Below are 25,195 nucleotides of genomic sequence, written 5' to 3' on the forward strand. Positions count from 1 at the left end.
TCAACAAAAAAAAGATTCAAATGAAATCATTAATCGCTATTGCAGGATTACTTATCGTATTTTCTGCCTGCAGTGAACAACAAAGTAAGGAACAGACCGCTACGACTGCAACTCCCATGGAAACTGCCATGGCACCTGTTGCAAACGCAGCCAATTACCATAAAGGTGATGTGGTGCCCAATGACGAAGTATGCATGGTAAACGACGCATTTATGGGAAAAAAACAGTTGGTAGTGAAAGTGGAAGGAAAGACCTACTACGGCTGCTGTGAAATGTGCCAGCAGCGAATCCCGCAGGATCAGTCGGTTCGCGTTGCCATCGATCCGGTATCCAACAAGGAAGTGGACAAGGCAACGGCCCTGATCGCGATCACGGGTGATAACGGTGAGGTCTCTTATTTTGAGAGCAAAACCACCTATGCAAATTACGTAAGCAGTCTTACCAGATAACGTATCGGCAATGGCCACCTTATTAATGCTATAAGTCATTGGTTTATGTAATGGCTAATCGTAAATAAGGGTGCGTCGATACAGCTGAAATACCGATATAAAATGAACATGAAGCGCAAAATACTGATGACCTCCTTGATGCTGGCATCGTATGCTACTATATATGCACAAAAGGTAGTGCGGTACGACTTATACGTGAAGGATACCATCGTTAACTTTTCCGGAAAGGAGAAGCGGGCGATTGCCGTGAACGGCCAGATACCGATGCCTACATTGGAATTTACCGAAGGTGACACGGCCGAAATCGTGCTGCATAACCTGCTGGATGAAAACACGGCCTTGCACTGGCATGGGGTGCAGCTGCCGAATAAGGAAGACGGCGTGCCTTTTCTTACCCAGATGCCAACGCCTCCAGGAGCGATACATACCTATCGCTTTCCGGTGAAACAGAATGGAACCTATTGGTACCACAGCCACGCAGGTATGCAGGAGCAGATTGGCATGTACGGCTCGCTGGTTTTTCACAAGCGGAAAAATGACCCAACGTTTAGGGAAGGGATTGACGACCTGCCGACGGTACCCGTTATCCTGAGCGAGTGGACCGATTTGAAGCCGGAAAATGTACAGCGGATGCTTGCGTCAGGAAGCGATTGGTTTGGTATTAAGAAAAATGCCGTGCAGAGTTATGTTGAGGCTATTGACGGCGGACATTTTAAAACCAAGGTAACAAACGAGTGGAAGCGGATGGAAGCGATGGACGTAAGTGATGTATATTATGAAAAATTCCTGATCAATGGCCAGAATCAAAGTCAGCTGCCAGAGTTCAAGCCTGGCAGCCGGGTGCGCCTACGGGTGTCCAATGGCGGTGCGTCATCCTATTTTTGGCTGACTTACGGCGGCGGTAAAATCACCGTGGTAGCCAATGACGGTAATGATGTAGTGCCGGTTGAGGTTGACCGGCTGATCATCGGGGTATCGGAAACGTATGACATCGTTGTCAATATTCCAGCCGAAAATACGTCATATGAGCTGCTGGCTACCGCCGAGGACCGCTCGGGATCGGCCTCGTTATTCCTTGGCGACGGCGTCCGCCAGTTGCAGGCACGTTTGCCAAAGCTTAACTATTTCAAAGGGATGAAGATGATGAATGGGATGATGAAGATGAATGGAGACATGAACGATATGGGCATGGACATGAGCTTACAGCAAATGGATATGAACACCGTAATGTATCCCGAGGTACAGGCCCAACCCCAGGCTGCTGGTGAGCATGCAGGGCATAGCGGCCACGCGATGGGGGCTAATGGACCGGTAACCCTGAACCATGCGATGCTGAAAGCACCGCATCCGACAACCCTCGATTCGGAAGCTCCGGTGCGTGAACTGAAATTTACCCTTACCGGAAATATGAACCGGTATGTATGGAGCATGGATAACCGGGTGTTGTCCGAGGAAGACAAAATACCGGTGAAAAAAGGAGAAATATTACGTATTACCCTGTATAACAATTCGATGATGCGTCATCCCATGCACCTTCATGGGTTCGATTTCCGGGTAATCAACGGGCAGGGAGCATATGCTCCGTTGAAAAATGTACTCGATATGATGCCGATGGAAACCAACATTATTGAGTTTGAGGCCAATACAGAAGGCGATTGGTTTTTCCATTGCCATATCCTTTACCACATGATGGCCGGAATGAACCGCGTTTTTGCCGTTGGTGAATACGATAACCCGCTGCTGCACGATAAGGAAATGGCCTATCGAATGCTGCAGCACGAAAGCAATATGTGGCATTTTATGGCCCAAAACGATGTGGCTACCAACGGTAATGACGGGATGGCGATGGTACAGAATGCCCGTTGGGGCGTAGGCGTGGAATGGGCTGTTGGCTATAATGCCATGCATGGTTACGAGGTAGAAACGCATGTTGGGCGGTACATCGGGCGGATGCAGTGGCTGATGCCGTTTGTGGGGTTCGACTACCGATACCGGAAGATGGGGATAGATGAGCACGAGAAGAATATGTTCGGCCAGGTGAATAAGAAGGACAGCAGAAGGCAGCTCAGTGTGGGCGTGCTGTATACCCTGCCTATGCTTATCGATTTCCAGGCTGAGGTATATCACGACGGGATTGTCCGGTTGCAGCTGATGCGTGAAGATATACCGGTAACCCGGCGGTTAAGGGCAGGCTTCATGGTAAATACCGATAAGGAATATATGGGCGAACTGCGTTATATCATTACCCGCAATATCGGGATCCGCACGCATTACGATAGCGACATGGGATTTGGCGTGGGGTTGTCATTAAACTATTAGACCCCGTTGGTGGATAGCGTTACCCGCTTTGTAAAAAAGTTTGGATATTTATGAAGATGGGGTTGCCCGTTATGGTGTTTCTTTTTACTTTCGTACACCGGTGCCGGCCGCTGTAAGCCGGCCGGCACCCAATTTCTACCTGTGCACGAAAATCACATAGTGAAAGTACATCTGCCGTTGTTGCGTATGGCATCCATACGCTGGAAAGCCCCCCTGATCGTTAGTCTCATATGCTTATGCGGCGTGGTAGCAGCCATCGCGCAGGAAAACGGATTTCTATTCCGGGATATCGGGTTGCCCGCGGAGTTTGATGACCGCATCATTACGCTTACCGAGAAGGACCAGGCCGGACTGCTTTGGTTTGTAACCAACGACGGATTGTACCGGTACGACGGCAGTGAAACGATCCGTTTCGACCGAAACAGTGACCCGGCCATACCGCACAGCACGATAACCGACATCCTGGCCGATCGGGGGGACAACCTTTGGATTGCCGGGCTCGATGGCCTGACGCGGTTCGACCTGAAAACCTGGAACGCTGTCCGGATGAAAACAGGAGCTGTCAAACAGCCGGGATTAAGCGAAGCAAATATCCAGTCCATCGGTGAAGGCATTGATGGACGTATCTATGCCGGAACCCGGGATGGAAAACTCTACCAGGTCGTGGATGACAGCCTGGCGCTGATAACGGATATCACGGAGCAATTTCGCGGGCAATTCCGTCTGGCTGCCATTTACACCATCATGGAGCCATACCCCGGTGAATTGTGGATGACGACGGAAATAGGTAAAATGATCCGGGTACGGGTAAATGAGGGCCGCTTTTCACCGCCCGAATACTTCGGGCTGCCTGAATTTGAGGGCTGGGGAATCCGGGATGTTTACTTCCACCCTTCGGGCAGATGCCTTTTTAACGTGCCACAGCATGGATTATATGTGTTCGATACCCATTCGGAAACCATGGAACGGCTGTCGCCGGCCGTTGCAAGCGACCTGGGGAAGAACGGAGTCGCTTTTTTTGCCCCGTTTAAAGCGGATAGCGTATTGATTTTTACCAACCGCGCGGATATTGGGAAAGAGAAGCTATTTGTATATGATTTCATTAAGGACACGATCACCATGCGGCTGATCTCCTATCCGGAATACATGAGGGATAATCACATCGACTGGTTTGAAAATAAAGGAAATACGCTGCTGATGTCGTTGAATAACCTGATCGTACAGCTGGTGCCGGCTAATCAACTCTTCAAAACGATGCTTACCGACGCAGTAGCCATTAACAGTATCCGCAGCATTTACAAACATCCCGGCGGGCGCCTCTACATCGGATCGTATAAAGACCGTTTCGTATCCATCGATGAAAAGACAGGTGAAAAAATAGCGGAATCCAATCAGTTTGTCTATGATATACACCACTGGAATGCAGATACATTGCTCCTGAGCACAGAGGGGGATGGGCTATTCTGGTTTGAAATGAACAAACGGAAACTGACACCCCTGGTACTGCGCCCCGCGCGATCGGGACTGCACCCGCCGCAAACCTACATGACCACACTCACACGGACGGGGCGGGAATCGGTCTGGGTCGGTACCTACACCGGATTGCTGCTGGTGAATCCGTATACGCAGACCTATGAGCCGGTCAAAGACGATATACTGGCACAGACCAAAATACTTTGCACCGTGGAAAACAACGGAAAGCTGTGGATTGGCACACCGGCAGGGCTGGCTGAATGGAATATGGATACGGACACATTGCATTACCGTATTTCCGGTAGCCCGGTATATTGCATTATCCGGGTGGGTACCGAATTTTGGGTGGGTACAGAAGGCAAAGGTATCTTCATACTGGATAGGGATGGCCGGATACAGGACACCATCGACAATAGCGGCGGATTAACAAACAATACGGTATACGGCCTTGTAGCGGAAGGCCGGCAAGTGGTGGCCACAACCCAGAACGGAATGAGCATCATTGACCGGCAAACCAACCGTATCCGGAATTATTCGCGGCTTGATCAGCTGCCGGCAAGTGAATTTAACCACCGTGCGGTTTTCCACGCAGGCGATACGGTGTATCTGGGTACCATAAACGGGCTGGTACGCTTTAGCCTGAACGATGAAACTGCGTTGCTGAATGCGGCGCCATCGAAGGATATTCCACTGACGGTCACCCGTCTGACGACTGAACACAGCGGGACCGGGACGCAACGCCACTACGCATTCCCTTACCTGAAGGAAAACGCGATTGTTGTTGAACCCGGTACGCGGTATTTTTCAATTGGCTTCGGCGGATGGAGCGAGTACGCAAGGGGATTGCAGTATTTTTACCGGCTTGATAACCAGACCGACTGGTACCCGCTGGGAAGCCGGCAGGAAATCGCGTTTGTAGAAACGCCGCCAGGCGATTACCAGCTGGAACTTATGGCCCGCTTGCCGGATGGGCAGCAGGCAGGCGCTACGCTTCAGGTACCGCTTACTGTGAAACCGGCGTTCCACCAGACCGTCTGGTTCAAGGTATTGGTGCTGCTGGCGATTGCCCTGTTGATATGGAGTGTATTCCGGTACCGGGAGCATGTGCTGCAAAAGGAGAAAAAAATGCGTGTTAAAATTGCCAGCGACCTGCATGATGAAGTAGGCAGTTCACTTACGCGGATTTACTTTCAGGCGGACTCGCTGTCGGCAAAACAATACCCGGGCGACGGCAGACAACTGCAGCAGATTGCCGATACGAGCAAAGAGGCATTGCTGACAATGAGCGACATGGTATGGTCGATTGATTCGCGTTTCGATACGGTGAAAGACCTGGTAATCCGCATGAAGGACTACGTATACAAACTCCGCGAGGAGCTGGATGCTGTTTACCGGTTTGATATTCATGGCAGCTATACTTCACGTCCCGTTTCGCAGATTATCCGGCAGAACCTGTTCCTGATTTTCAAGGAGGCACTCACCAATGCCATTAAATACGGTGACGGATCGGAAATCACCATCGAATTAGACCTGGAACATTCAATTCAGCTACGTGTCTCGAATCGCTATTCCGCCGGTAACAGCCACATGGCAGACCGCCAGGGGGGAAGGGGCATGCAAAGTATGCAGCAACGTGCAGCTAAAATGGGCGGCCGGCTTTCCTGTACCGCGGAGGAGGGCGTGTTCCGGCTCACATTGGTGATCGCATAGCTTTTGCTGGAGCACTGTCTCGCTGATGCCGTTGGTCTGTTATCCCTTCGGAAGAACGGGGCGTATTCCATACTCCCCAAAAGAGGGATAGGAACTTGCTCAGTCAATACCTACCTTTACACCGTGATACGCCTAGGCATTATCGAAGACGACGAACAGATTCGGACCACGCTGGTTAACTTTTTTGATAGCCAGCCGGGTTTTTCCTGTCTGCTCTCCGCGCATTCGGTAGCTGCTTTTTTTGAACAATGGAAAGAAACGGTTTACCTGGACATTGTGCTTTCCGACATCGGCCTCCCAGGCGAGTCGGGCATCAAAGGTGTTCAGCGTATCAAAAAGCATGCGCCACAATGCCAGGTGATTATGCTGACGGTATATGACGACGCTAACCGGGTGTTCCAGGCGTTGTGCAATGGCGCTTCGGGCTACCTGCTCAAGCAAACACCGCTGTTGAAGATTAAAGAAGCCGTTTTGTCGCTGTACGAGGGTGGTGCACCGATGTCGCCGGGAATTGCCCGCATGGTGGTCGAGTATTTCAACCCCAGGAACCCGACGGACCTCCGGGAAAAGCTTACCCCGCGCGAGGCGCAGATTGCCGCAGCCATTGAGGAGGGGCTCACAAACAAAGAAGTAGCCATCCGGCTCGATATTTCCGTAGAAACGGTCAAGTACCACATCAAGCACATCTATCAGAAGCTGGAAGTGAACAGCCGACACGCACTTATCAGCCGGAAATACAAATAACCATATCCCCGCGGGGCCTGGTCTCCCCCCAAAGAGGGATACCATTTCAATCCGATTTATCGTCAATTTGTGGCGTTATGGAAAGATATCTACCACGTCTGCTCAAGCCGTTGAAATGCTTATGGACGATTTCGCTGTTTATGCTGCTAAGCTTTGCCGTAAAGGCACAACAGCCTTTCGTCACCACATGGAAAACCAACGCTTCCAATGAAAGTATTACCATCCCGGTGAACGACGATGTAACCGGATATAATTATACTGTAGATTGGGGAGACGGGGAGGTATCGGATGCCCAAACCGGCGACGCCAGCCATACATACGCAAGTGCCGGTACGTACGTTGTAACCATTAGTGGAAACTTTCGGGCCATACGGCTTCAACGTGTCGGTAATGAGGTAAGCGATAAACTGGCGAGTATCGAACAGTGGGGTGATATTCCGTGGTCTTCCATGGAAGGTGCCTTTTCAGGCGCCAGAAATATGGTGCTGAATGCAACCGATGTGCCGGATTTAAGCGGTGTGTCGTCGCTGGCGAGGATGTTTGATGGCGCCGAAGCAGTTAACGGCGACCTCAGTGGGTGGGATGTTTCGGGTATAACCGACATGAGCAGCATGTTCTATAACGCATTCGCGTTCAATGGCAACATCAGCAATTGGAATGTATCCAATGTAACCAACATGCAGGGGATGTTCTGGCAGGCATCCGTGTTCAACCAGGACATCGGCGGTTGGGATGTAGGCAACGTCGCGGATATGTCTTATATGTTCTATCAGGCACCGGTCTTTAACCAGGACTTGAGTGGTTGGGATGTATCGCATGTAACCACGATGAACAGCATGTTCTTCATTGCCCTTGATTTTGACCAATCCTTGGGCAGTTGGGACATTTCCAATGTGACGGATATGGACGACATGCTGCTTGCAACCGGTCTTTCTTCGGCCAATTACGGTGCTACGCTTATCGGATGGGCGGCGTTACCTACGGTTCCGTCGAATATCACGCTGGATGCAGCTGGGCAGGAATATTGCCCGGGCACGGCCGCTGCCACTGCTCGGCAACAATTGATTGGCAAAGGATGGACGATTACAGGCGATACGGAAGCAACCGATTGTGGTGGTGGAGGCATTGGTCCGGCCGACCCGAGCAATTTTGTCACTGTCTGGAAAACGGATAATACGGCTGGCACCGGACCCGACCAAATCAGAATTCCGGCGACCGGAGAGTTTTCGTATACTTGGGTGGATATCAACAATCCGGCAGCTACGGGGGCAGGGAGTGGAAATGATGAGACTATTATTACTTTTCCACAACCAGGAAGCTATGAGGTACGTATCGTGCCAACGGGAAGCACCCCTTTTCATGCAATTCAACTCTTTTATAATTTTGCTGGAAATGATGCGTCTAAGCTGCTGGAGGTGAAAAACTGGGGCACCATCCATTGGAGTAGATTTGTATTCTACGGTTGTGACAACCTGAAGATCACCGCGGCGGACATCCCTGACCTGACTGGTGTGACCGACTTGAGTTTTACCTTTAGCAAAAGCGGAATCGAATCCATATCCAACATCAATGATTGGGATGTCAGCACGGTCACCAACTTAAGTAACTTGTTTGAGGATGTGACTGGCTTCAATCAATCTTTGGACAACTGGGACGTGAGCAATGTAACCAATATGGGTTTTATGTTTGACGGGGCAACCAGTTTCAATCAACCCTTGGATAGTTGGGATGTAAGTAAGTTGGAAAACTTCGACTATATGTTCCGTGATGCCGCCAGTTTTAACCAGTCGCTGGGTGCCTGGAATTTAGCAAATTTTGTTGGATCGGTTGGCGTTTTCTTCCAGAGCGGTGTGAGCTGCGAAAACTATAGTTACACGCTGTACGGATGGGCTACAAATCCGAATACCAAGGCGGGCGCTATTTTTCACCCCTGGGCGCCAATGGAGTACAGTCCGGATGTTACTACCTATCGGGACTTCCTAATTAATGATTTAGGGTGGGACATCACGGGCGATGCGCTCGGGACGTGTAGCATCACGCTACCGAGCACCCCCGTTACCCCCGATAACAACACCCTCTATGTAGATATCAACGTAAATACCAGCGCTGCGGACTATACCGGGGCCGGCAATAGCTGGGAAAATGCCATCCCGCAACTGGCCGATGCGCTTAAATGGGCAAGAGAGCAGCACGATGGCGGGAGCCCGGGATGGACGGGTGCTAACCCTCTTCGCATCTTTGTGGCCAAAGGAGAATATAAACCGCTTTACAACGCCGCCGATGGGGCGTATACAGCCGATGGTGGCCGGGATAACAGCTTTGTACTGGTACCCAACGTGCAACTATATGGTGGGTTTGATCCTGCCGCCGGGGTTGAGACACTGGATGATGCGCGGATCTTGCCGGATAGGAACGGGCTCGGCGAAGGTAGCATTCTGAGTGGTGATTTCCTGGGTAACGATAATGCCGACGATTTTGCCAATCATACTGAAAATGCCTACCAAGTAGTGATCGGTAGTGGTGAGGTTGGCACTGCACGGATTGATGGATTTGAGTTGACCGGTGGTAATGCTAATGGTGTTGATGCCGTTAGCGTTAATGGAAGAAATTTTCAAAGGCAAAATGGCGGGGGGATTTTTAATCATTTTTCTTCTCCAACGCTAATCCGGATGAGTATCCGTAACAACGCAGCTGAATCGGGCGGCGGAATGTACAGTAATGAATCTTCCCCAATGCTAACTCATGTCAGTATTCGTTACAATAAAGCTTATACTTGGGGTGGTGGGATATTTAGTTTTGAATCTTCACCGAAGTTAATAAACGTCGGCATTTATGATAACACGGCTAATGACCGTGGCAGTGGCATTCTTCATGTTTCCGGAATCATGGAAATTACCAATTCCACTATTGCGGGGAATGGTCCTAACACATTTAATCACTCTGGTGTTCTGGAATTGAACAACACCATTGCTTGGGGGGATGTAGGGGAGTTGCGTGCCGCTACTACGAATTCGCTGATTGAAGGAAACACCAACACAGACAATGGAAATATTGATGCCACGGGTCTTACTGCTGCCGATATTTTTGTCGATCCTGATAACGGTGATTACAGCCTAAAAGCCAGCAGTGCGGCCATCAATGCGGGCAGCAATACGGCATACACCGATGCTGGTGGAAACCTGGCCAACGACGTCGATTTGGCAGGCGACCCACGGGTGTATAACCAAACAGCTGGCGGCGTGATCGATGTGGGGGCGTATGAGTTCCAAGGGGAGTTGAATACCCGCCCAACCGCCGTAGTCGACTCGATAACCGTTACCGAAAATATACCGGCTACCGGCAATGTATTAACCAATGATAGTGATCCGGATGGTAATGCGATGACGGCTTCGCTGGTAACCGCCCCGGTGAATGGCACTGTGGTACTCAATGCCGACGGCAGCTTTACCTATACACCGAATGCGGACTACCACGGTCTGGATAGCTTATTGTATCAGGTGTGCGACAACGGTACCCCATCGCTGTGCGACTCGGCGTGGGTCTTTTATACGGTTAAGGCGACCGGCAAAGTTCCGGATGCTGATAATATCCTTTACGTTAACCTGGAAGTTGACCAGACCGCGGCAGGTTACACTGGTTTGGGCGACAGCTGGGAAAACGCCATCCCGGAGCTGGCCGATGCGCTCAAATGGGCCCGGGAGGAGCACGATGGCGGCGGCCCGGGATGGACGGAAACTGAACCACTGCGCATCTTTGTAGCCAAGGGTACCTACCTGCCGTTATACCATGCAGCCGACGCGCAATATACCATGGACGGCGGCCGTGATAATAGTTTTGTGCTGGTGCCCAATGTGCAGCTTTATGGCGGGTTTGATCCGCTTGCCGGTATTGAAACATTGGAGGATGAGCGTATCCTGCCGGATATGAATAGCCCGGAACAGGGCAGTATCCTAAGCGGTGATTTCAATGGAAACGACAATACCGACAATTATGATAACCATACCGAGAATGCGCATCACGTGACCATTGTATCGGGAAATGTAGGTAGTGCCCTCATGGATGGGTTTACGGTAACCGGTGGCTACGCGACCGGTAACACGTCGGGCTCGTCCGTAATGGGACGGACGGTTTATCGGTTTTTTGGTGGTGGGACATATCTTGTAAGTTCATCGCCACAATTGATGCGCATGGTATGGTTTAATAATTTGGGCGAGTGGGGAGGCGGGTTGTACAACACGACTTCTCTCTCAACAGAAATCGGCTCGCCGGAGTTATCCAACGTGACGTTCTATCGGAACATGGCGCCCGGCGGTGGTGGCGGTATACGCAATTTTGCGGGTTCTGTTGATATCAACCAAGCGATATTCGCACACAATGGCGCCGGACTGGTCGAAGACGGAACGTCTTCCGGTCCGGGTGGTGGGATATACACCAGTGGTAATGGCACCTCATTGTCCGTAACCAATGCCACATTCTACGGAAACTGGATTGTCGGGGTTTTTATTCCGCATTTCGATGGAGGTGCAATACAGGTGGAGCAGACTTCAACCACGCTGAACAATGTGGTGATATGGGGGAATGAAGTAGAAGGCGACCCGGCTGATCCATCCGCATCCATATCCATATCATTGGGGGGCGATGTAACCGTCGCCAACAGCTTAGTCGCTCATTCGGGTGGAAGTGCGAACTGGAACAATGCAACGGGCATCCTGGACGGAGGCAATAACATCGATGCCGATCCGGTATTTGTGAGCACTGCACCCGGCGAAACCGGTTACCTCCAACCGAGTGCCTGCAGTCCAGCCATCAGCACTGGCAGCAACACCGCATACACGGATGCCGGTGGAAACCTGGCAGATGACCTCGACTTGGCGGGCAATCCACGGGTCTACAACCAAGCAGGCGGCGGCGTGATCGATATGGGAGCCTACGAATACCAGGGCGAACGGGTATCCATTGAGCACCTAACTGCGTTGGCTGCAATAACGGTAAACTACGGTACGGCACTGGGGGATATCACCGGGTTACCGACCACCGTGACCGCCGGATTAAATGATGACACGGATGTTTCCATTCCGTTGGATGGCAACCTGGACAACTGGACACTCCTCACGCCGGCCGGTGGTGCATATAACGGTGACGTGGCGGGCATCTATGTGTTCGCCGTGCCACTGTTGATTCCGGCGGAGGCTTGTTATTTAAATCCGGAGGACCTTCAGGCGGAAGTGACGGTTGAGGTTGCGAAAGGGACACCTGTGTTGACCATTTCATGGGACGGTACTACGGTCGATGTGGCGGAGGGACTTTCGTTAACCTATGGTGACACGGGCGTATTAGCGTTCGGTACCACCGATCCGGAAGGGGAGGTTACCTATGCGCTTGGCGATGCCGACCCGACGGTAATTGACCTGGCCAGCCTTAGTGCGGTCGCCGCACGGCAGGCAGGAACGGCCACGTTAACCGTGTCACAGGTAGAAACGGATAATTTTGAGGCGGCATCTGTTGCATTGGCGGTTACGGTCGGACAGAAACCTGTCACCATCGTGCCAGCTGCCGGCCAAGGCAAGGTGTACGGAACAGACGATCCGGAAGAGTATGATTTTGAACTGGCCGACGGCAACGCGCTGGCATTTGATGACGGGCTCACAGACATTGTTTCGGCTGCATCACGCGAAGTGGGTGAAAATGTGGGTACCTACGACATTGAGCCGGAATTTAACGGTACGCTGGCAGGTAATTATGCCATCGCGTTCAATGAAGCAAACGGGGCGTTTGTTATTACTCCCATGGGGATTACTGTCGCCGCTGAAAACCAGACGAAGATTTATGGTGCCGATGATCCGGAACTGACTTATGCATTCACGCCGGCACTGGTTGGCAGTGATGAATTTGCAGGCGGACTTGCGCGCGACCCGGGAGAGAATGCGGGCAACTATACCATTACGCAGGGCAGCTTATCGCTCAGCGGTAACTACACCATCACTTTTGAAGCGGCCACGCTGACTATTACGCCAGCGGATTATGAAGGTATTTCATTCAACGATTTGTCGGCTACCTATAATGGTGCCGAGCATACGCTTTCGCTTACGGGTGATCTACCTGAAGGTGCCTCCGTAAGCTATGAAATCGAGGGTGAACCGGGCAACGGTGCGATCCAAGCGGGCACATACGAAGTGACGGCGTTGATCGATGGCGGAAACAACTACGAAGATACGGAACTGACGGCCACGCTGACGATCACGCCGCTTGCGGTCACGGTCACGGCAACAGACAAAACGAAGGTGTTCGGCGCGGATGACCCGGCGCTGACGTATACCTTCACGCCGGCGTTAATCGATGGTGCTGCCTTTGTGGGATCACTGGATCGTGAACTAGGAGAAGATGTGGGCGATTATGCCATCCTGCAGGGTGACTTGTCGATCGATGATAATTACGCAATCATTTTCGAACCCGGTACGCTGACCATCATGCCTGCGGGCTTTGAGGGTGTCGAATTTACCGACCTGACGGTGACCTACGACGGAGCGGTTCATACGCTTGGACTGACGGGAGACCTTCCGGAGGGGGCAACAGCAACGTATACGATCGACGGTGAAAAGGGCAATGGGGCGACTGATGCCGGTGCATACAGGGTGATCGCCTTTATCGATGGCGGAAATAATTACGACGACATGGAACTGACAGCACTATTGACAATCGAGAAGGCGGTGCTGTCCGGTTTGCATTTTGAAGATACAGTGTACATCTACCAAGGTGCCGAACGGGAGATCCTGATTACCGGGGATCTTCCCGTAGGCGCTGATGTTATCTATACCAATCAAAGCCATACTGATGTGGGTGAATATATGGTCACGGCAACCGTAAGCGGAAACAACTATGAGCCGCTGGAGTTACAGGCGAAACTGGTCATTCTCCCACTGCAGCTGAATGTGACAGCGGATAATAAGCAGAAAGTGTATGGTACTGCTGATCCGGTGCTGACTTATACGGCCGTGCCGGCGTTGATTGGCGATGATGCCTTCGCGGGTGGATTAACCCGTGAAAAAGGAGAAGCTGTAGGTGAATACCCGATTACGCAGGGCAGTTTATCCGCAGGGGATAATTATGAAATTACATTTGAGGTGGGCACATTGGCCATTATCCCGGGAGGTTATGAGGGCGTCGTGTTTGATGATGCTTCCTTTACCTATGATGGCACAACGAAGTCCCTGAAAATCGAAGGGACGTTACCAGAGGGTGTAACGGTGAGTTACGAAAACAACGGCCGCACGGCCGTGGGCAGCCAGCAGGTCGCGGCGCTGATCGACGGGGGGGATAATTACGATGACCTGGAGCTGACGGCCACGCTGACCATTACGCCGGCGGAACGGACACTGGACTTCCCGGCACTGGCTGCGAAGACGTATGGGGATGGGGACTTTGATGCGGGTGCCACGGCAAGCAGCGGGGAAGCCATCGTGTACACGAGCAGCAACCCGGTGGTGGCCGAGGTTACGGAAGGGGGGCTGATTCGGATCACGGGTGCGGGTGAGGCGACAATCACGGCCACGGTAGCGGAGAACGGGAATTACGGCAACCGTCCGTCCGTCAGCCGGGTGCTGACGGTCGGGAAAGCCGCCCAGGCCATCACGTTCAATGCCCCCGCGGAGGTGAACCGTGATGCTGGGGCCATACAATTAGACGTAACGGCCTCAAGCGGCCTACCGGTGACGTTGAGCGTGGATGACGAACAGGTGGCCACCCTGGATGGCAGCACGCTTTCCATCCACCGGCTGGGCACGGTGAGGATTACGGCCGTGCAGGCAGGTGATGCTAATCACGAACCTGCCGACCCGGTGACGGTTACCGTCCGCGTGATTGACCCGTCTGCCAGCCTGCCGGTGCGGGTAGCTATGGTGATCTCCCCGAACGGCGACGGGATCAACGAGTTCCTGATGGTTGAAGGGATCGGGGATTACCCCGAGAACCGGCTGACAATCGTTAACCGGAACGGTACGCTGATCTGGGAAGCGGGCGGCTACGACAACAGCCGGGTGGCGTTCCGCGGGCGGCTCACGGGCGGCCATAATGCCCCTGCCGGGACATACTTCTATATCCTTGAGGTAAAAGTCGACGGCCGCTGGAAGCATGAGAAGGGTTACTTTGTGCTGCGGTACTGATCTGCGGCGTCACTGAAAAACAACGAGCGATGAAAAAGACACTATTGATAGTAATATTATCGGCAACCGCTTTTACCCTGCGGGCGCAGCAGCCGCTTACCCACACGCAATACGGCCACCAGCGTACGGTCGTGAACCCGGCACTGAGCCTGCTCCACCCGGAGGGAGAGGTATCGTTCCTGGGCCGCCGGCAGTGGGTCGGGATCGAGGGTGCGCCGACGGCCTTCTGGGGCAGCGGCCATATGGGTTTCGGGACCACCGGGGCCACGGGCGGATTGACGCTCCGGCACGAGCGGCTGGCGGTTGAGAAGCTGACGGAGGCGGGCGTTTTCTTTGCCAAGGGTATCCGCATCTCAGAGAGCGAGTATGTTGGTCTTTCGCTGAACGCGGGGGTCAGTTACATGGACGGGCGTTTCTCACAGCTTGACCCGGGAGATCCGGCATTCCGTGAGGATGTGCGGGAGACGGATGCGCTGGTAGGCTTCGGGGGTGTTGTTTACCGTCCTGGCCGTTATTATGTCGGACTATAACTTCCGCGTCGGATGCTGGGGACGCTTGGTGTGGGTGAATGGAGCCGCTATTAAATACGCAAACAGTAACACCTGACTGCTGGTGCGCTTTTCACGCTCGGGGCTGACATCGGAGTCCGTCCGTCGCTGCTGGTGACGTATGCGGAGAACCTGCGTCCTCAGGCGGATGTGCAGGCGATGTTCTTTGTCCGGGAGGTATTCGGTCTTGGAGTCAATGTGCGGAGCTACGGGGACGTAGCGGGTCTTGCGGAGTTCCGTTTCGGGGGTTTCGGTCTGGGTTACAGTTACCAGTTCAATCCGGGCAATGAGCCGCTGAACCGCCGGATGAATAACAGTACCCATGAGATCGGACTGCAATACCGCTTCGGCGGAACGAATAGCTTGCTTTAATCTACTCGTCTTTTCATTGAGATTGTTCCGTTATCCGGTCGTAACACGTTCGCTGTGCGAGCAGGTTGCGACCGGACTTCCACTACGGTAACGGCACCTTCCATCACTTGAAACGTGGACTCAACGTGGACTCACCGTGCTCACAGGGTGGACACATAGCGAAGCGGTGTCGAAACACTGCCGGATACGCGCTGTGACGGTCCCGAAGAATGTACTGATCCCCATTGCTGTAACATCACCCTTGCCCATCCAGCCCGGGCACGGACCAATACCTGTTTGGAGAAAAAAGATGGAGTAACCTGGCTACAATATAAAGCCATCCGGTGATTTTGTGGTTCATACATAAGGTGTTAGGTACTTTATTTTCAAATTAATTTATTTATTTATTGTTTGGATTTAATTTAAATAATAATTTTACCCCCGCAAAAAATCAAAATAAATGAACCAAAAATATTACTACACTTTTTTATTGCTGTTGACGACCGTATTGGCATCTGCCCAAACCGGAACCATCACCGGTACAGTAACCACGTATGACGGCCGGCCGGCTGAATCGGTCAACGTAACGGTGAATGGAACCAGCCGCGGTGCTACCGTCGGCCGCAATGGCAATTACCAGATCAATAATGTACAACCGGGCAGGCAGACGGTCGTTGCCTCATTCATTGGCCTCGAAACACAGGAACGTACCGTCACCGTACAAGCCAACGAAACAGTGACGGTGAATTTTACCCTGCGTGAAAATTCGGCACAGCTCCGCGAAGTGGTCGTTTCCTCACAACGGCCAGCCAATAAGCCGACAAATATTGCCAAAATGCCGTTGAAGAACCTGGAAAACCCACAAGTATACAACACGGTTTCCGCAGAGTTAATGAAACAGCAGGTGATCAGCAATTATGATGATGCGTTCCGCAATATACCCGGTATCACACGTACCTGGGAGGCTACCGGACGGGCGGGCGATGGTGCAGCTTATTTCGCCCTGCGGGGTTTTGACGCCCAGCCGGCACTGACCAACGGACTGCCGGGGCTCACCAGCGGTAACCTTGACCCGGCGAATGTTGAGGAGATTCAGGTCATGAAGGGGCCATCAGGCACCTTGTTCGGGGGCAGCTTTTACAGCTATGGCGGTCTGATCAATACCATTACCAAAAAGCCTTATGATGGTTTCGGTGGTGAGGTAGCTTATAACCTGGGCAGTTTTGGCCTGAACCGCATTACAGCAGACATCAACACGCCGCTGAGCAAAACGGAGAAGATCACCATGCGCGTTAATGCCGCCTATCATTCGGAGGGCAGCTTCCAGGATGCGGGATTCAAAAAGTCATTTTTTATTGCCCCTACACTCGCGTATGAAGTAAATGACCGGCTGTCTTTTCAGGTGCTGGCCGAAATCCTGGAGGAAGAGCGTGCCGTAGCCCCGGTATTTTTCCATTCCGACCGGTTAAGTCCGCTTGACTTTACCACCATCGAGGAACTGAACCTGAACAATTCCCTTTCGTTTACCAGCAATGACATTACCATAAAAAACCCGAAGTATAACCTGCAGGCACAGATGGTCTATAAGTTATCTGACCGCTGGACATCGCAGACTGTGGTCTCCCGCGGAACGATAAAATCCGATGGCTATTATACATACCTCTGGGATGACGTGGCCGGTGATAACGAATTTAGCCAGTATTTCCATAAGGAATTGCAGACGACGCATACGACAAATATCCAGCAGAACTTTAATGGCGACTTCCAAATCGGAAACATGCGGAACCGGCTGGTAGCCGGACTGGATTATTATCGCCGCGATATCGTTGACAATGGATCGGGGTGGGGATGGGCCCGCAATGTAACGCCACAGGGCGACGTCAATTACATCGATCCATTTACAGGCGAGGAAATGCCGCCGGTATACCTGACCAAGGCTTCCGTGGAAAACCTGTTGGGTGGCCTGGAAGGAACGATGAGCAATATCTCCAACAGCGCGTATGGTGCTTATGTGTCCAACGTGCTGAATGTAACACCCGGTATCCTGGCCATGGTAAGCCTGCGGGCAGACTATTTTGATTCGATGGGAGAGAAGAATACCGACGAAGATGATTTTGACCAGTTTGCGCTGTCACCGAAATTTGGGCTGGTATACCAGCCGGTGCTTGATAAAGTGTCCATTTTTGCCAGCTACATGAATGCATTTATCAATGAAGCACCGGCCCAGGTGTTTGACCAGGACGGCAATTTCCTGCGGGTACAGTCCTTTAGGCCCGAGCAGGCCAACCAGTGGGAATACGGTGTCAAAACCAACCTGTTTGCGGATAAGCTGTATGCCACGGTATCGCTGTACGACATTAAGGTATCCGACCGGGTGTATCCGGATCCGACCAACCCCAACAATTCCGTGCAGGGGGGTAAAGTGGGGAGTAAAGGCGTGGAATTTGACCTGAATGCGCAGCCTGTTGCCGGGCTGAACGTGATTGCCGGCTACAGCTATAACGAAACGAAGGTGATTGAAGGCAATGACAACGATTTTTATTCCGAACCGGGAAGAAGTCCGGGCGGACAGGGACCGCAGAACCTGGCCAACCTCTGGGCCACGTACCGGTTTCTGAATGGCAGTTTGAAAAACTACGGCATTGGAATCGGGGGCAATTACGCCAGCCGGTATAAGGTCATTGACAACAGCCAGACGGGTAATTTTTACCTGCCCGAATACACATTATTGAACGCGAGCGTATTCTATAATGGTGAACATGTGCGCATTGCCTTTAATGTGAATAACCTGGCTGATGAGGAGTATTATATCGGTTACTGGTCGGTAAATCCACAAAAGGGACGTAACGTGGCTGCCAGTGTGGCCTATAAATTTTAATTTTAGCCCGTTAGGGAAATTGATTAATTTCAGCAAGTGAAAGCACAGACAATAAGAAACTGGTTTAACATCCACAAGTGGACGAGCCTCGTCTGCACCGTATTCCTGTTGATGCTGTGCATTACCGGACTGCCGCTGATTTTTTACGAAGAGATCGACCACCTGATACACGATGAGCTTGCGGTATCCGAACCGGGACCCACACCACTGACCAAAGACGTAGTCCTGCAGGCGGCAATGGATGAGATTCCCGGAAAGGAAGTGAAATACATATTCTGGGATCAGGACCATCATCCCGGACAGATGTTCGTGACGCTGGCCGACTCTGCGGAGGCGCCGATTGAGGCGGACCATTACCTGACCATGGATGAGCACTCGGCTACCGTGCTGGAGACACCGCCCAACGAGATGGATTTTATGCTGGTCATGTATTACCTGCATGTGGAACTGTTGGCCGGGGTGCCGGGAATGCTGTTTCTCGGTTTTATGGGGCTGCTGTTTTTTGTGGCCATTGTATCGGGTGTGGTGCTGTATGGCCCGATTATGAAACACTTTGATTTTGGCATGATCCGGACGGAAAAATCAAATCGGCTGCGGTGGCTCGACCTGCATAACCTGCTGGGTATTGTAACATTGGCATGGGCGTCGGTGGTTGGATTAACCGGGGTGATTAATACGCTGGCTACACCGGCACTGGAAAGCTGGCGCGCCGGGCAGCTGGCCGAAATGGTAGCTGCCTATGAAGGGCAGCCAAGGGTGAAAGGGGAACTCAGCTCCCTGCAGGCGGCACTTGATACGGCACAGGCTGCCGCACCGGGCATGGAGGTGTCATTTGTAGCATATCCCGGTACGCTTTATTCCAGCAACCACCACTATGCCGTGTATATGATCGGAACAACGCCGCTTACCTCCAGGATCATCAAACCGGCGCTGATTGATGCCAAAACGGGCGAACTGACCGACATGCGGGATATGCCGTGGTACCTGAAGACCATTTTTGTCTCGCAGCCTTTCCATTTTGGGGACTATGGTGGCATGCCTATGAAAATTATATGGGCACTGTTTGATGTATTGACCATTGTTGTGCTTATTTCCGGCTTATATCTTTGGTTCGCACGACGCAGGGCCAAAGCCGAACAGCTGAAACGGATGGTCAAAAATGCAGAATCTGCGGAGTCCTTAACCCTCTCAACCATTGAAGAAGATGCTGAATAACCGCAACACATGGATGGGCTTATGGGGTATGCCGGTTTTACTGGGCGTGATTACCATGCTGGGTTTATTGGCGGCCATCATGTCCGCGGATGCTACCTGGCATGCGGTATCGTGGGTTTTGCTTGCAATCCCGCTTTATGTGATGATTAGGTACGGCATTCCTTTTTTCCGGCGTTAGTGCCATCATCTTTCCTTACATTTGCTGAAAAACAGCACAGATGGGACGTTCCCGATTATTGATCACGTTAATGCTGCTGCTCTCCGGCCGTATGGTATCGGCGCAGTCGCTGCAACCGATTCCCTTCACCTTATTGGAATCGGGCCATATCATCATGCAGGCAACGTTTAATGGTGTCACCGGAAATTTTATATTTGATACGGGTGGCGGGCATAACCTGCTTTTCAATCGTTTTGCTGAGAAGCTGGGGAAATCGCATGAAACGCATCATTTCTTTACGGGGCACCGGGCTACCGGAGAGGCGGTGACCGTGCCTATCTATGAAATAGACTCTTTGATTATAGGGGATCTGGTACTTACCAGCCAGGTGTATAGCACGTTTGATATGGATATTGAGGGGATCGACGGCATACTGTCGCTCCAGCCTTTTGAACATACACCGGTTACCATAGATTTTGAAAACCGGATACTTTCTTTCGATCCGCTTACGGAGGCGCAAAAGCGAGATTTTATTGATATCCAGGTAGCCGATTATGCCGGTAAGGCCCTGGACATTTTTACCAACGTACGCGTGAATGATACACTGACTATCCAAGTATTGCTGGATTCGGGGGCCGGTAACGGTTCGTTTTGGTTCAGTACCCGGCTGATGGATGCGCTGAAGCTGGATAAAAATACGTTTGAGGAAACCGAACGACAAAGCGAGTTCGATGCGAATAGGATTGATCGGTTTTATCGTGGACAGGTTCAGGCACTCGCAACGGAAGGTGGTCAGGTGCGTCTAGCGGATTTCAGCGCGCTGTTTGTTGATGGCCTGATTTATGAAGGAAAAACCGGAATCGACTGGCTGGGTAAGCAGATAACAATCAGCATTCCTGACAGACGGATTTACCTTTTAACAATAAAAAAATAATTTTCCGGGTGATCTTTACTGATAAAACTGCACGTATTAGAAAAGGAAACGCGGATGAGCAGAACAGAAACACGTTATGAATGTATGGCCGACCGACAGGCAGTTTTCATGACGCTATATAAAAAGTGCTTTCCATCGGTGGCCCATTACATCGCAAAACGTGGAGGGACGCTGGATGAAGCGGAAGATGTCTTCCAGGATGCATTGCTGGCGTTTTATGAAAAAACCCGCGAATCACAGCTCCACCTGGCGCAGGATGAAGGCGCGTATGTTTTTGGTATTGCACGTTACCTGTGGAAAAAGCGGTATCATGAGCATCAACGGCAGACATCACTTGACGAATTGATGGCTGGGTACTGGGAGGACCAGGAAAATGAATGGTCCCAGCCTGCTGAACAGCAGGTCGTTGCGCAGCGCGTCGTACGCGTATTACAGGCTGCCGGGCAGCAATGCATGCGGCTGCTTACTGCCTTTTACTACGAAAAGCTGGATATGGTGGAAATCGCTTCGCGCTTCGGGTTTTCGGGAGCCCGTTCGGCGACCGCACAGAAATTCAAATGCCTGCAAAAGGTGAAACAGCTGGTTAGACAAAAATCGTTGCAGTATGAAGATTTCGTTGAATGAGTGGCAGCAGCGGGAAAATTGCCTGCTGGGTAATGCTTCCGGTGAACAGCAGGCATTGTTTGAAGCAAGGCAGCTTTTGGACCTCGAATTCAGGGAAGCTGTGCATTGGCAACGTGCCGCTTACACGGCCATTCGCGCATGCGGACGTACCCAATTACGCGGCGAACTGAAACAGATCCACCAAACGCTTTTTACTACACTCGAACACCGGACATTTGCCGAAAAGATACGGGCTTTCTTCCGTAAATAATTCCTTTGCTGCTTTAGGTTTTACAGGAAACACATCGCGAAATCGATGTGCAGGCATCGCCATGACTAATTATTTGATTATCAATATAACTAATAAATGTAATTATGAATGAATATAACAATGAATTCCGAAAATATGCAACAGGCCATTTAGGAATAAGTGGCACTGCAATCGATCCGTTTATTTCGAACGGCCGCGGATTGACACTGCCCACGGCCATGACACCTTACATCACGGAGGAGCGGCAGTTAAATGTGGCGCAGATGGATGTGTTTTCGCGCCTGATGGTAGACCGCGTGATTTTTCTTGGAGAGCCCGTGGATGACCGGGTAGCCAATATCATTCAGGCACAATTGCTTTTTCTCCAATCGGTTGACGCTAAAAAAGATATTCAGCTGTATATCAACTCTCCGGGCGGATCTGTATATGCCGGGCTGGGTATCTACGACACGATGCAATATATCGGTCCTGATGTGGCGACGATTTGCACCGGGGTTGCGCTCTCCATGAGTGCCGTATTGCTTTGTGCCGGAGCCAGCGGCAAACGTGCGGCACTGAAACACTCCCGCGTAATGATCCACCAGCCTTCAGGTGGGATGCAGGGTACGGCCGCGGATATGGATATCAGCACCCGGCAGATCCTCAAAATACAGCAGGAACTATATGGTATTATTGCGGAGCACAGCGGGCAGCCGTATGAGCGGGTAGACACCGCTTCCGGTCGCGACTATTGGATGACGGCGGCAGAGGCAAAAGCGTTCGGTATGGTGGATGAAGTAGTGGGAAACAGCTAAGCCAAACTTTTTGCCACCGCTGTTGTTAGCCTGGAATGAACAACAGATTAATTGGGTACATCGGAGCGCTGGCATTGGCAAGCGCGGGCGTAATGCTGTATCAGTCGCGTAAAACGATCCCGCCAAAAGCACAGCCGGTACGGCCGTTTGATGTCAAAAGGTACCTCGGAAAATGGTATGAGATTGCACGGATCGATCATCGTTTTGAACGGAACTTAAACAACGTTACTGCCGAATATGGACAGGCCGCTGACGACCGTATCCGTGTGCTGAACCGTGGGTTGAATACCAAGACCGGTCGCTGGGAGCAGGCAGAAGGAAAGGCGGTGTTTGTGGGTACCGCCGCTGAAGCCCGGTTGAAAGTCTCTTTTTTCGGCCCGTTTTATTCAGGATATAACGTAATTGCTATCGATCCGGATTACCGGTATGCGCTGGTTGCCGGCGAAAACCTCCGGTACCTCTGGATTCTGTCGCGTGAAACGACGATCCCGGATGCGATAAAAGACAAGTATCTTCAGGTGGCACGTTCCGTTGGCTATGATACCGGCAAGCTGACCTGGACCGAGCACGACCGGGAGCAACAGGAGCCACACGTGCAGTGGGGTGACTGATTGCGAAACGTGTTGATGGATCAAAAAAAAACCTCCCACTTCATGTGGAAGGTTTTTGTTATAATATAGCAAGCGGTTACCAACGGCTTTTTTCCCGGCGTTTGCTCGAGAAGTCGCGGAATCCGCCACCACCGTTATGATCCCGGCGTTTACGTCCTTCGCCACCGCCATTACCACTATTGCGGTAGGATTTGCCGCCACTGCGTTTTTCTCCATGGCTGTCCCCGGCATTTTCTACCCGGACGGAACGGCCATTGAAATCAACCTGCTGAAATCCACTGAATACTTTGTCTACTGAAGTGTTTTCCACTTCAAAGAATGTATAAACACCCTTAAGATCGATTTTACCGATGGCTTTTCCGCTGATCCGCGTGTTATTGCAGATGTAGCCCAGCATATCGCCCCGGGTAAAGTTATCGACCGATCCGAGGTTAATGAACAGCCGCGTGTAGTCCGATTTATAACCATCACGTCCAAAACGCTCGCTGCGGCCTTTGCGGTCGCCCCGGTTTTCGCGGCTTTCGCTCGCGTCAACATTGAGGTCGGGTGCATGTTGGTAATATTCGAGGAACCGGTTGAACTCAAGCGATGTAAAACGCTTGATGATTTCTTCCTTACTCAGCTCGGCGAAACTATCCATGATCTGTGGTAGGTACGGGTCAATGTGGTCGTCATTCACGGCCACCTGTTGTACCTTGTTGATCAGCGCAAACAGCTGTTTTCCTACTACATCGGCCCCTTTCGGTACTTCCATTTTTACAAAAGATTTACCGATGACCTTTTCGATCTGGCGGATTTTGCCCAGCTCCTTCAGGTTAACGAGCGAAATAGATACCCCGGTCTTTCCGGCACGTGCTGTACGGCCGCTCCGGTGGGTGTAATTTTCAATTTCATCCGGTAACGAAAAGTTGATTACGTGGGTCACGTCGTTTACGTCGATGCCGCGTGCGGCCACATCGGTTGCGATGAGTAGCTGCAGGCTGCGGTCGCGGTAACGTTTCATAACCTTATCACGCTGCTGCTGCGACAGGTCGCCGTGCAGCGCGTCGGCATTGTAACCATCTTTGATTAATGCTTCGGCAATTTCCTGTGTTTCTATCTTGGTACGGCAAAAGACAATACCGAAAATCTCGGGACTCGAATCGACAATGCGCTTAAATGCGGCATATTTGTCGCGGGCCCGGATCACATAGTAATGGTGTTCGATGTTGGCGTTGCCGCTGTTTTTGGTGCCCACGGTAAGCTCAAACGGATCGGTCATGTAATTCTTGGCGATCCGGCGCACTTCTGCGGGCATGGTGGCTGAAAACAGCCAGGTCTTTTTCTCTTCGGGAGTAGTAGACAGGATATTGTTGATGTCTTCCTGAAAGCCCATGTTGAGCATTTCATCGGCTTCATCCAAAACGACATACTTTACTCCGGAGAAATCGATGGCATTACGGCCAATGATGTCAAGCATACGGCCCGGTGTAGCCACAACGATCTGCACACCGCGGCGGATCTGCCGTAACTGGTCGCTGATGCTGGCGCCACCGTAAACGGCAACGACATGTACATTAGGCGTGTTCTTGGCAAATTTTTCAATGTCTTTGGCGATCTGCAGACACAGCTCACGCGTAGGACATAAAATCAATGCCTGCGGGTGTTTCTGTGAAAAGTCCAATAGTTCGAGGAGGGGCAGACCAAAAGCTGCGGTTTTGCCGGTACCGGTTTGGGCTAATCCGACAAAATCGTTGCTGCCAGTAAGGAGTACGGGAACGGCTTGTTCCTGAATGGGAGTGGGTTTCTCGAAGCCCAGCTCACTGATGGCATTAACAATATCATGACGGATCCCAAGTTCAATAAATGGGTTCATCAATATTTAATATACAATAGGCACTATTGCCTAAGGCGGTGCAAAGGTACTGTTAATTAATGACATATACAAACATAAAATCAATACATAAAAAAAGCGCCGGTAGATCTACCGGCGCGTTAGG

Annotated in this window: 14 protein-coding genes and 1 pseudogene; 14 read left to right on the forward strand and 1 reads right to left on the reverse strand. The window is 51.6% G+C overall.

The annotated features are described in order from the left end of the window. The first annotated feature begins 20 nt into the window (after positions 1-20). The 14 genes and pseudogenes from NEV57_RS08680 to NEV57_RS08745 all read left to right on the forward strand — a co-directional run bounded on the left by NEV57_RS08680 (position 21) and on the right by NEV57_RS08745 (position 23,216). Positions 21-449 (forward strand): TRASH domain-containing protein, encoded by a 429-nt coding sequence (locus tag NEV57_RS08680; RefSeq protein ID WP_257657923.1) that lies wholly within the window; start codon positions 21-23, stop codon positions 447-449. 108 nt (positions 450-557) lie between these two features. Then, the gene (locus NEV57_RS08685; RefSeq protein ID WP_257657924.1) at positions 558-2,768 is read left to right on the forward strand and encodes a multicopper oxidase domain-containing protein; all 2,211 of its coding nucleotides are present in this window, start codon (positions 558-560) and stop codon (positions 2,766-2,768) included. Positions 2,769-2,927: 159 nt separating this feature from the next. After that, complete coding sequence (locus NEV57_RS08690) at positions 2,928-5,951, forward strand: sensor histidine kinase (RefSeq protein ID WP_257657925.1); 3,024 nt, start codon at positions 2,928-2,930, stop codon at positions 5,949-5,951. A gap of 123 nt (positions 5,952-6,074) precedes the next feature. Then, positions 6,075-6,695 carry a response regulator gene (locus tag NEV57_RS08695; RefSeq protein ID WP_257657926.1) on the forward strand — a complete coding sequence of 207 codons (621 nt, stop codon included), beginning with the start codon at positions 6,075-6,077 and terminating at the stop codon, positions 6,693-6,695. 77 nt (positions 6,696-6,772) lie between these two features. Then, positions 6,773-14,854 carry a BspA family leucine-rich repeat surface protein gene (locus tag NEV57_RS08700; RefSeq protein ID WP_257657927.1) on the forward strand — a complete coding sequence of 2,694 codons (8,082 nt, stop codon included), beginning with the start codon at positions 6,773-6,775 and terminating at the stop codon, positions 14,852-14,854. A gap of 29 nt (positions 14,855-14,883) precedes the next feature. Further along, positions 14,884-15,774 (forward strand): annotated as a pseudogene (locus NEV57_RS08705) (PorP/SprF family type IX secretion system membrane protein). Positions 15,775-16,213: 439 nt separating this feature from the next. Continuing rightward, positions 16,214-18,631 carry a TonB-dependent receptor gene (locus NEV57_RS08710; RefSeq protein ID WP_257657928.1) on the forward strand — a complete coding sequence of 806 codons (2,418 nt, stop codon included), beginning with the start codon at positions 16,214-16,216 and terminating at the stop codon, positions 18,629-18,631. Positions 18,632-18,667: 36 nt separating this feature from the next. Beyond that, positions 18,668-19,846 (forward strand): PepSY-associated TM helix domain-containing protein, encoded by a 1,179-nt coding sequence (locus NEV57_RS08715; protein WP_257657929.1) that lies wholly within the window; start codon positions 18,668-18,670, stop codon positions 19,844-19,846. Further along, positions 19,827-20,024 (forward strand): hypothetical protein, encoded by a 198-nt coding sequence (locus tag NEV57_RS08720; RefSeq protein ID WP_372340067.1) that lies wholly within the window; start codon positions 19,827-19,829, stop codon positions 20,022-20,024. The genes NEV57_RS08715 and NEV57_RS08720 overlap by 20 nt, the downstream gene beginning before the upstream one ends. Positions 20,025-20,064: 40 nt before the next feature. Continuing rightward, positions 20,065-20,937, forward strand: coding sequence for a retropepsin-like aspartic protease (locus NEV57_RS08725; protein ID WP_257657930.1), 873 nt, complete (start codon positions 20,065-20,067; stop codon positions 20,935-20,937). Positions 20,938-20,991: 54 nt separating this feature from the next. Continuing rightward, on the forward strand, positions 20,992-21,561 hold the full coding sequence (locus tag NEV57_RS08730) for an RNA polymerase sigma factor (RefSeq protein WP_257657931.1): 570 nt from the start codon (positions 20,992-20,994) through the stop codon (positions 21,559-21,561). Beyond that, complete coding sequence (locus tag NEV57_RS08735) at positions 21,542-21,811, forward strand: hypothetical protein (RefSeq protein WP_257657932.1); 270 nt, start codon at positions 21,542-21,544, stop codon at positions 21,809-21,811. Before NEV57_RS08730 ends, NEV57_RS08735 begins: the two co-directional genes overlap by 20 nt. Positions 21,812-21,915: 104 nt before the next feature. Beyond that, entirely contained in the window at positions 21,916-22,605 is a 690-nt protein-coding gene (locus tag NEV57_RS08740; RefSeq protein WP_257657933.1) for an ATP-dependent Clp protease proteolytic subunit, read from the forward strand. 35 nt (positions 22,606-22,640) lie between these two features. Beyond that, the gene (locus NEV57_RS08745) at positions 22,641-23,216 is read left to right on the forward strand and encodes a lipocalin family protein (RefSeq protein ID WP_257657934.1); all 576 of its coding nucleotides are present in this window, start codon (positions 22,641-22,643) and stop codon (positions 23,214-23,216) included. Positions 23,217-23,292: 76 nt separating this feature from the next. Here NEV57_RS08745 and NEV57_RS08750 read toward each other — a convergent pair whose 3' ends face one another. Continuing rightward, on the reverse strand, positions 23,293-25,071 hold the full coding sequence (locus NEV57_RS08750; protein WP_257657935.1) for a DEAD/DEAH box helicase: 1,779 nt from the start codon (positions 25,069-25,071) through the stop codon (positions 23,293-23,295). Positions 25,072-25,195: the final 124 nt, after the last annotated feature.

Source organism: Parapedobacter lycopersici (assembly GCF_024643285.1).
In the GTDB taxonomy this organism is placed as follows: domain Bacteria; phylum Bacteroidota; class Bacteroidia; order Sphingobacteriales; family Sphingobacteriaceae; genus Parapedobacter; species Parapedobacter lycopersici.

Excerpts from the sequence above, each read along its gene's own strand:
- NEV57_RS08680 (WP_257657923.1), top strand. The coding sequence starts at position 21 with ATGAAATCATTAATCGCTATTGCAGGATTACTTATCGTATTTTCTGCC.
- NEV57_RS08685 (WP_257657924.1), top strand. The coding sequence starts at position 558 with ATGAAGCGCAAAATACTGATGACCTCCTTGATGCTGGCATCGTATGCT.
- NEV57_RS08700 (WP_257657927.1), top strand. The coding sequence starts at position 6,773 with ATGGAAAGATATCTACCACGTCTGCTCAAGCCGTTGAAATGCTTATGG.
- NEV57_RS08710 (WP_257657928.1), top strand. The coding sequence starts at position 16,214 with ATGAACCAAAAATATTACTACACTTTTTTATTGCTGTTGACGACCGTA.
- NEV57_RS08725 (WP_257657930.1), top strand. The coding sequence starts at position 20,065 with ATGGGACGTTCCCGATTATTGATCACGTTAATGCTGCTGCTCTCCGGC.
- NEV57_RS08730 (WP_257657931.1), top strand. The coding sequence starts at position 20,992 with ATGAGCAGAACAGAAACACGTTATGAATGTATGGCCGACCGACAGGCA.
- NEV57_RS08735 (WP_257657932.1), top strand. The coding sequence starts at position 21,542 with ATGAAGATTTCGTTGAATGAGTGGCAGCAGCGGGAAAATTGCCTGCTG.
- NEV57_RS08740 (WP_257657933.1), top strand. The coding sequence starts at position 21,916 with ATGAATGAATATAACAATGAATTCCGAAAATATGCAACAGGCCATTTA.
- NEV57_RS08745 (WP_257657934.1), top strand. The coding sequence starts at position 22,641 with ATGAACAACAGATTAATTGGGTACATCGGAGCGCTGGCATTGGCAAGC.
- NEV57_RS08750 (WP_257657935.1), bottom strand. The coding sequence starts at position 25,071 with ATGAACCCATTTATTGAACTTGGGATCCGTCATGATATTGTTAATGCC.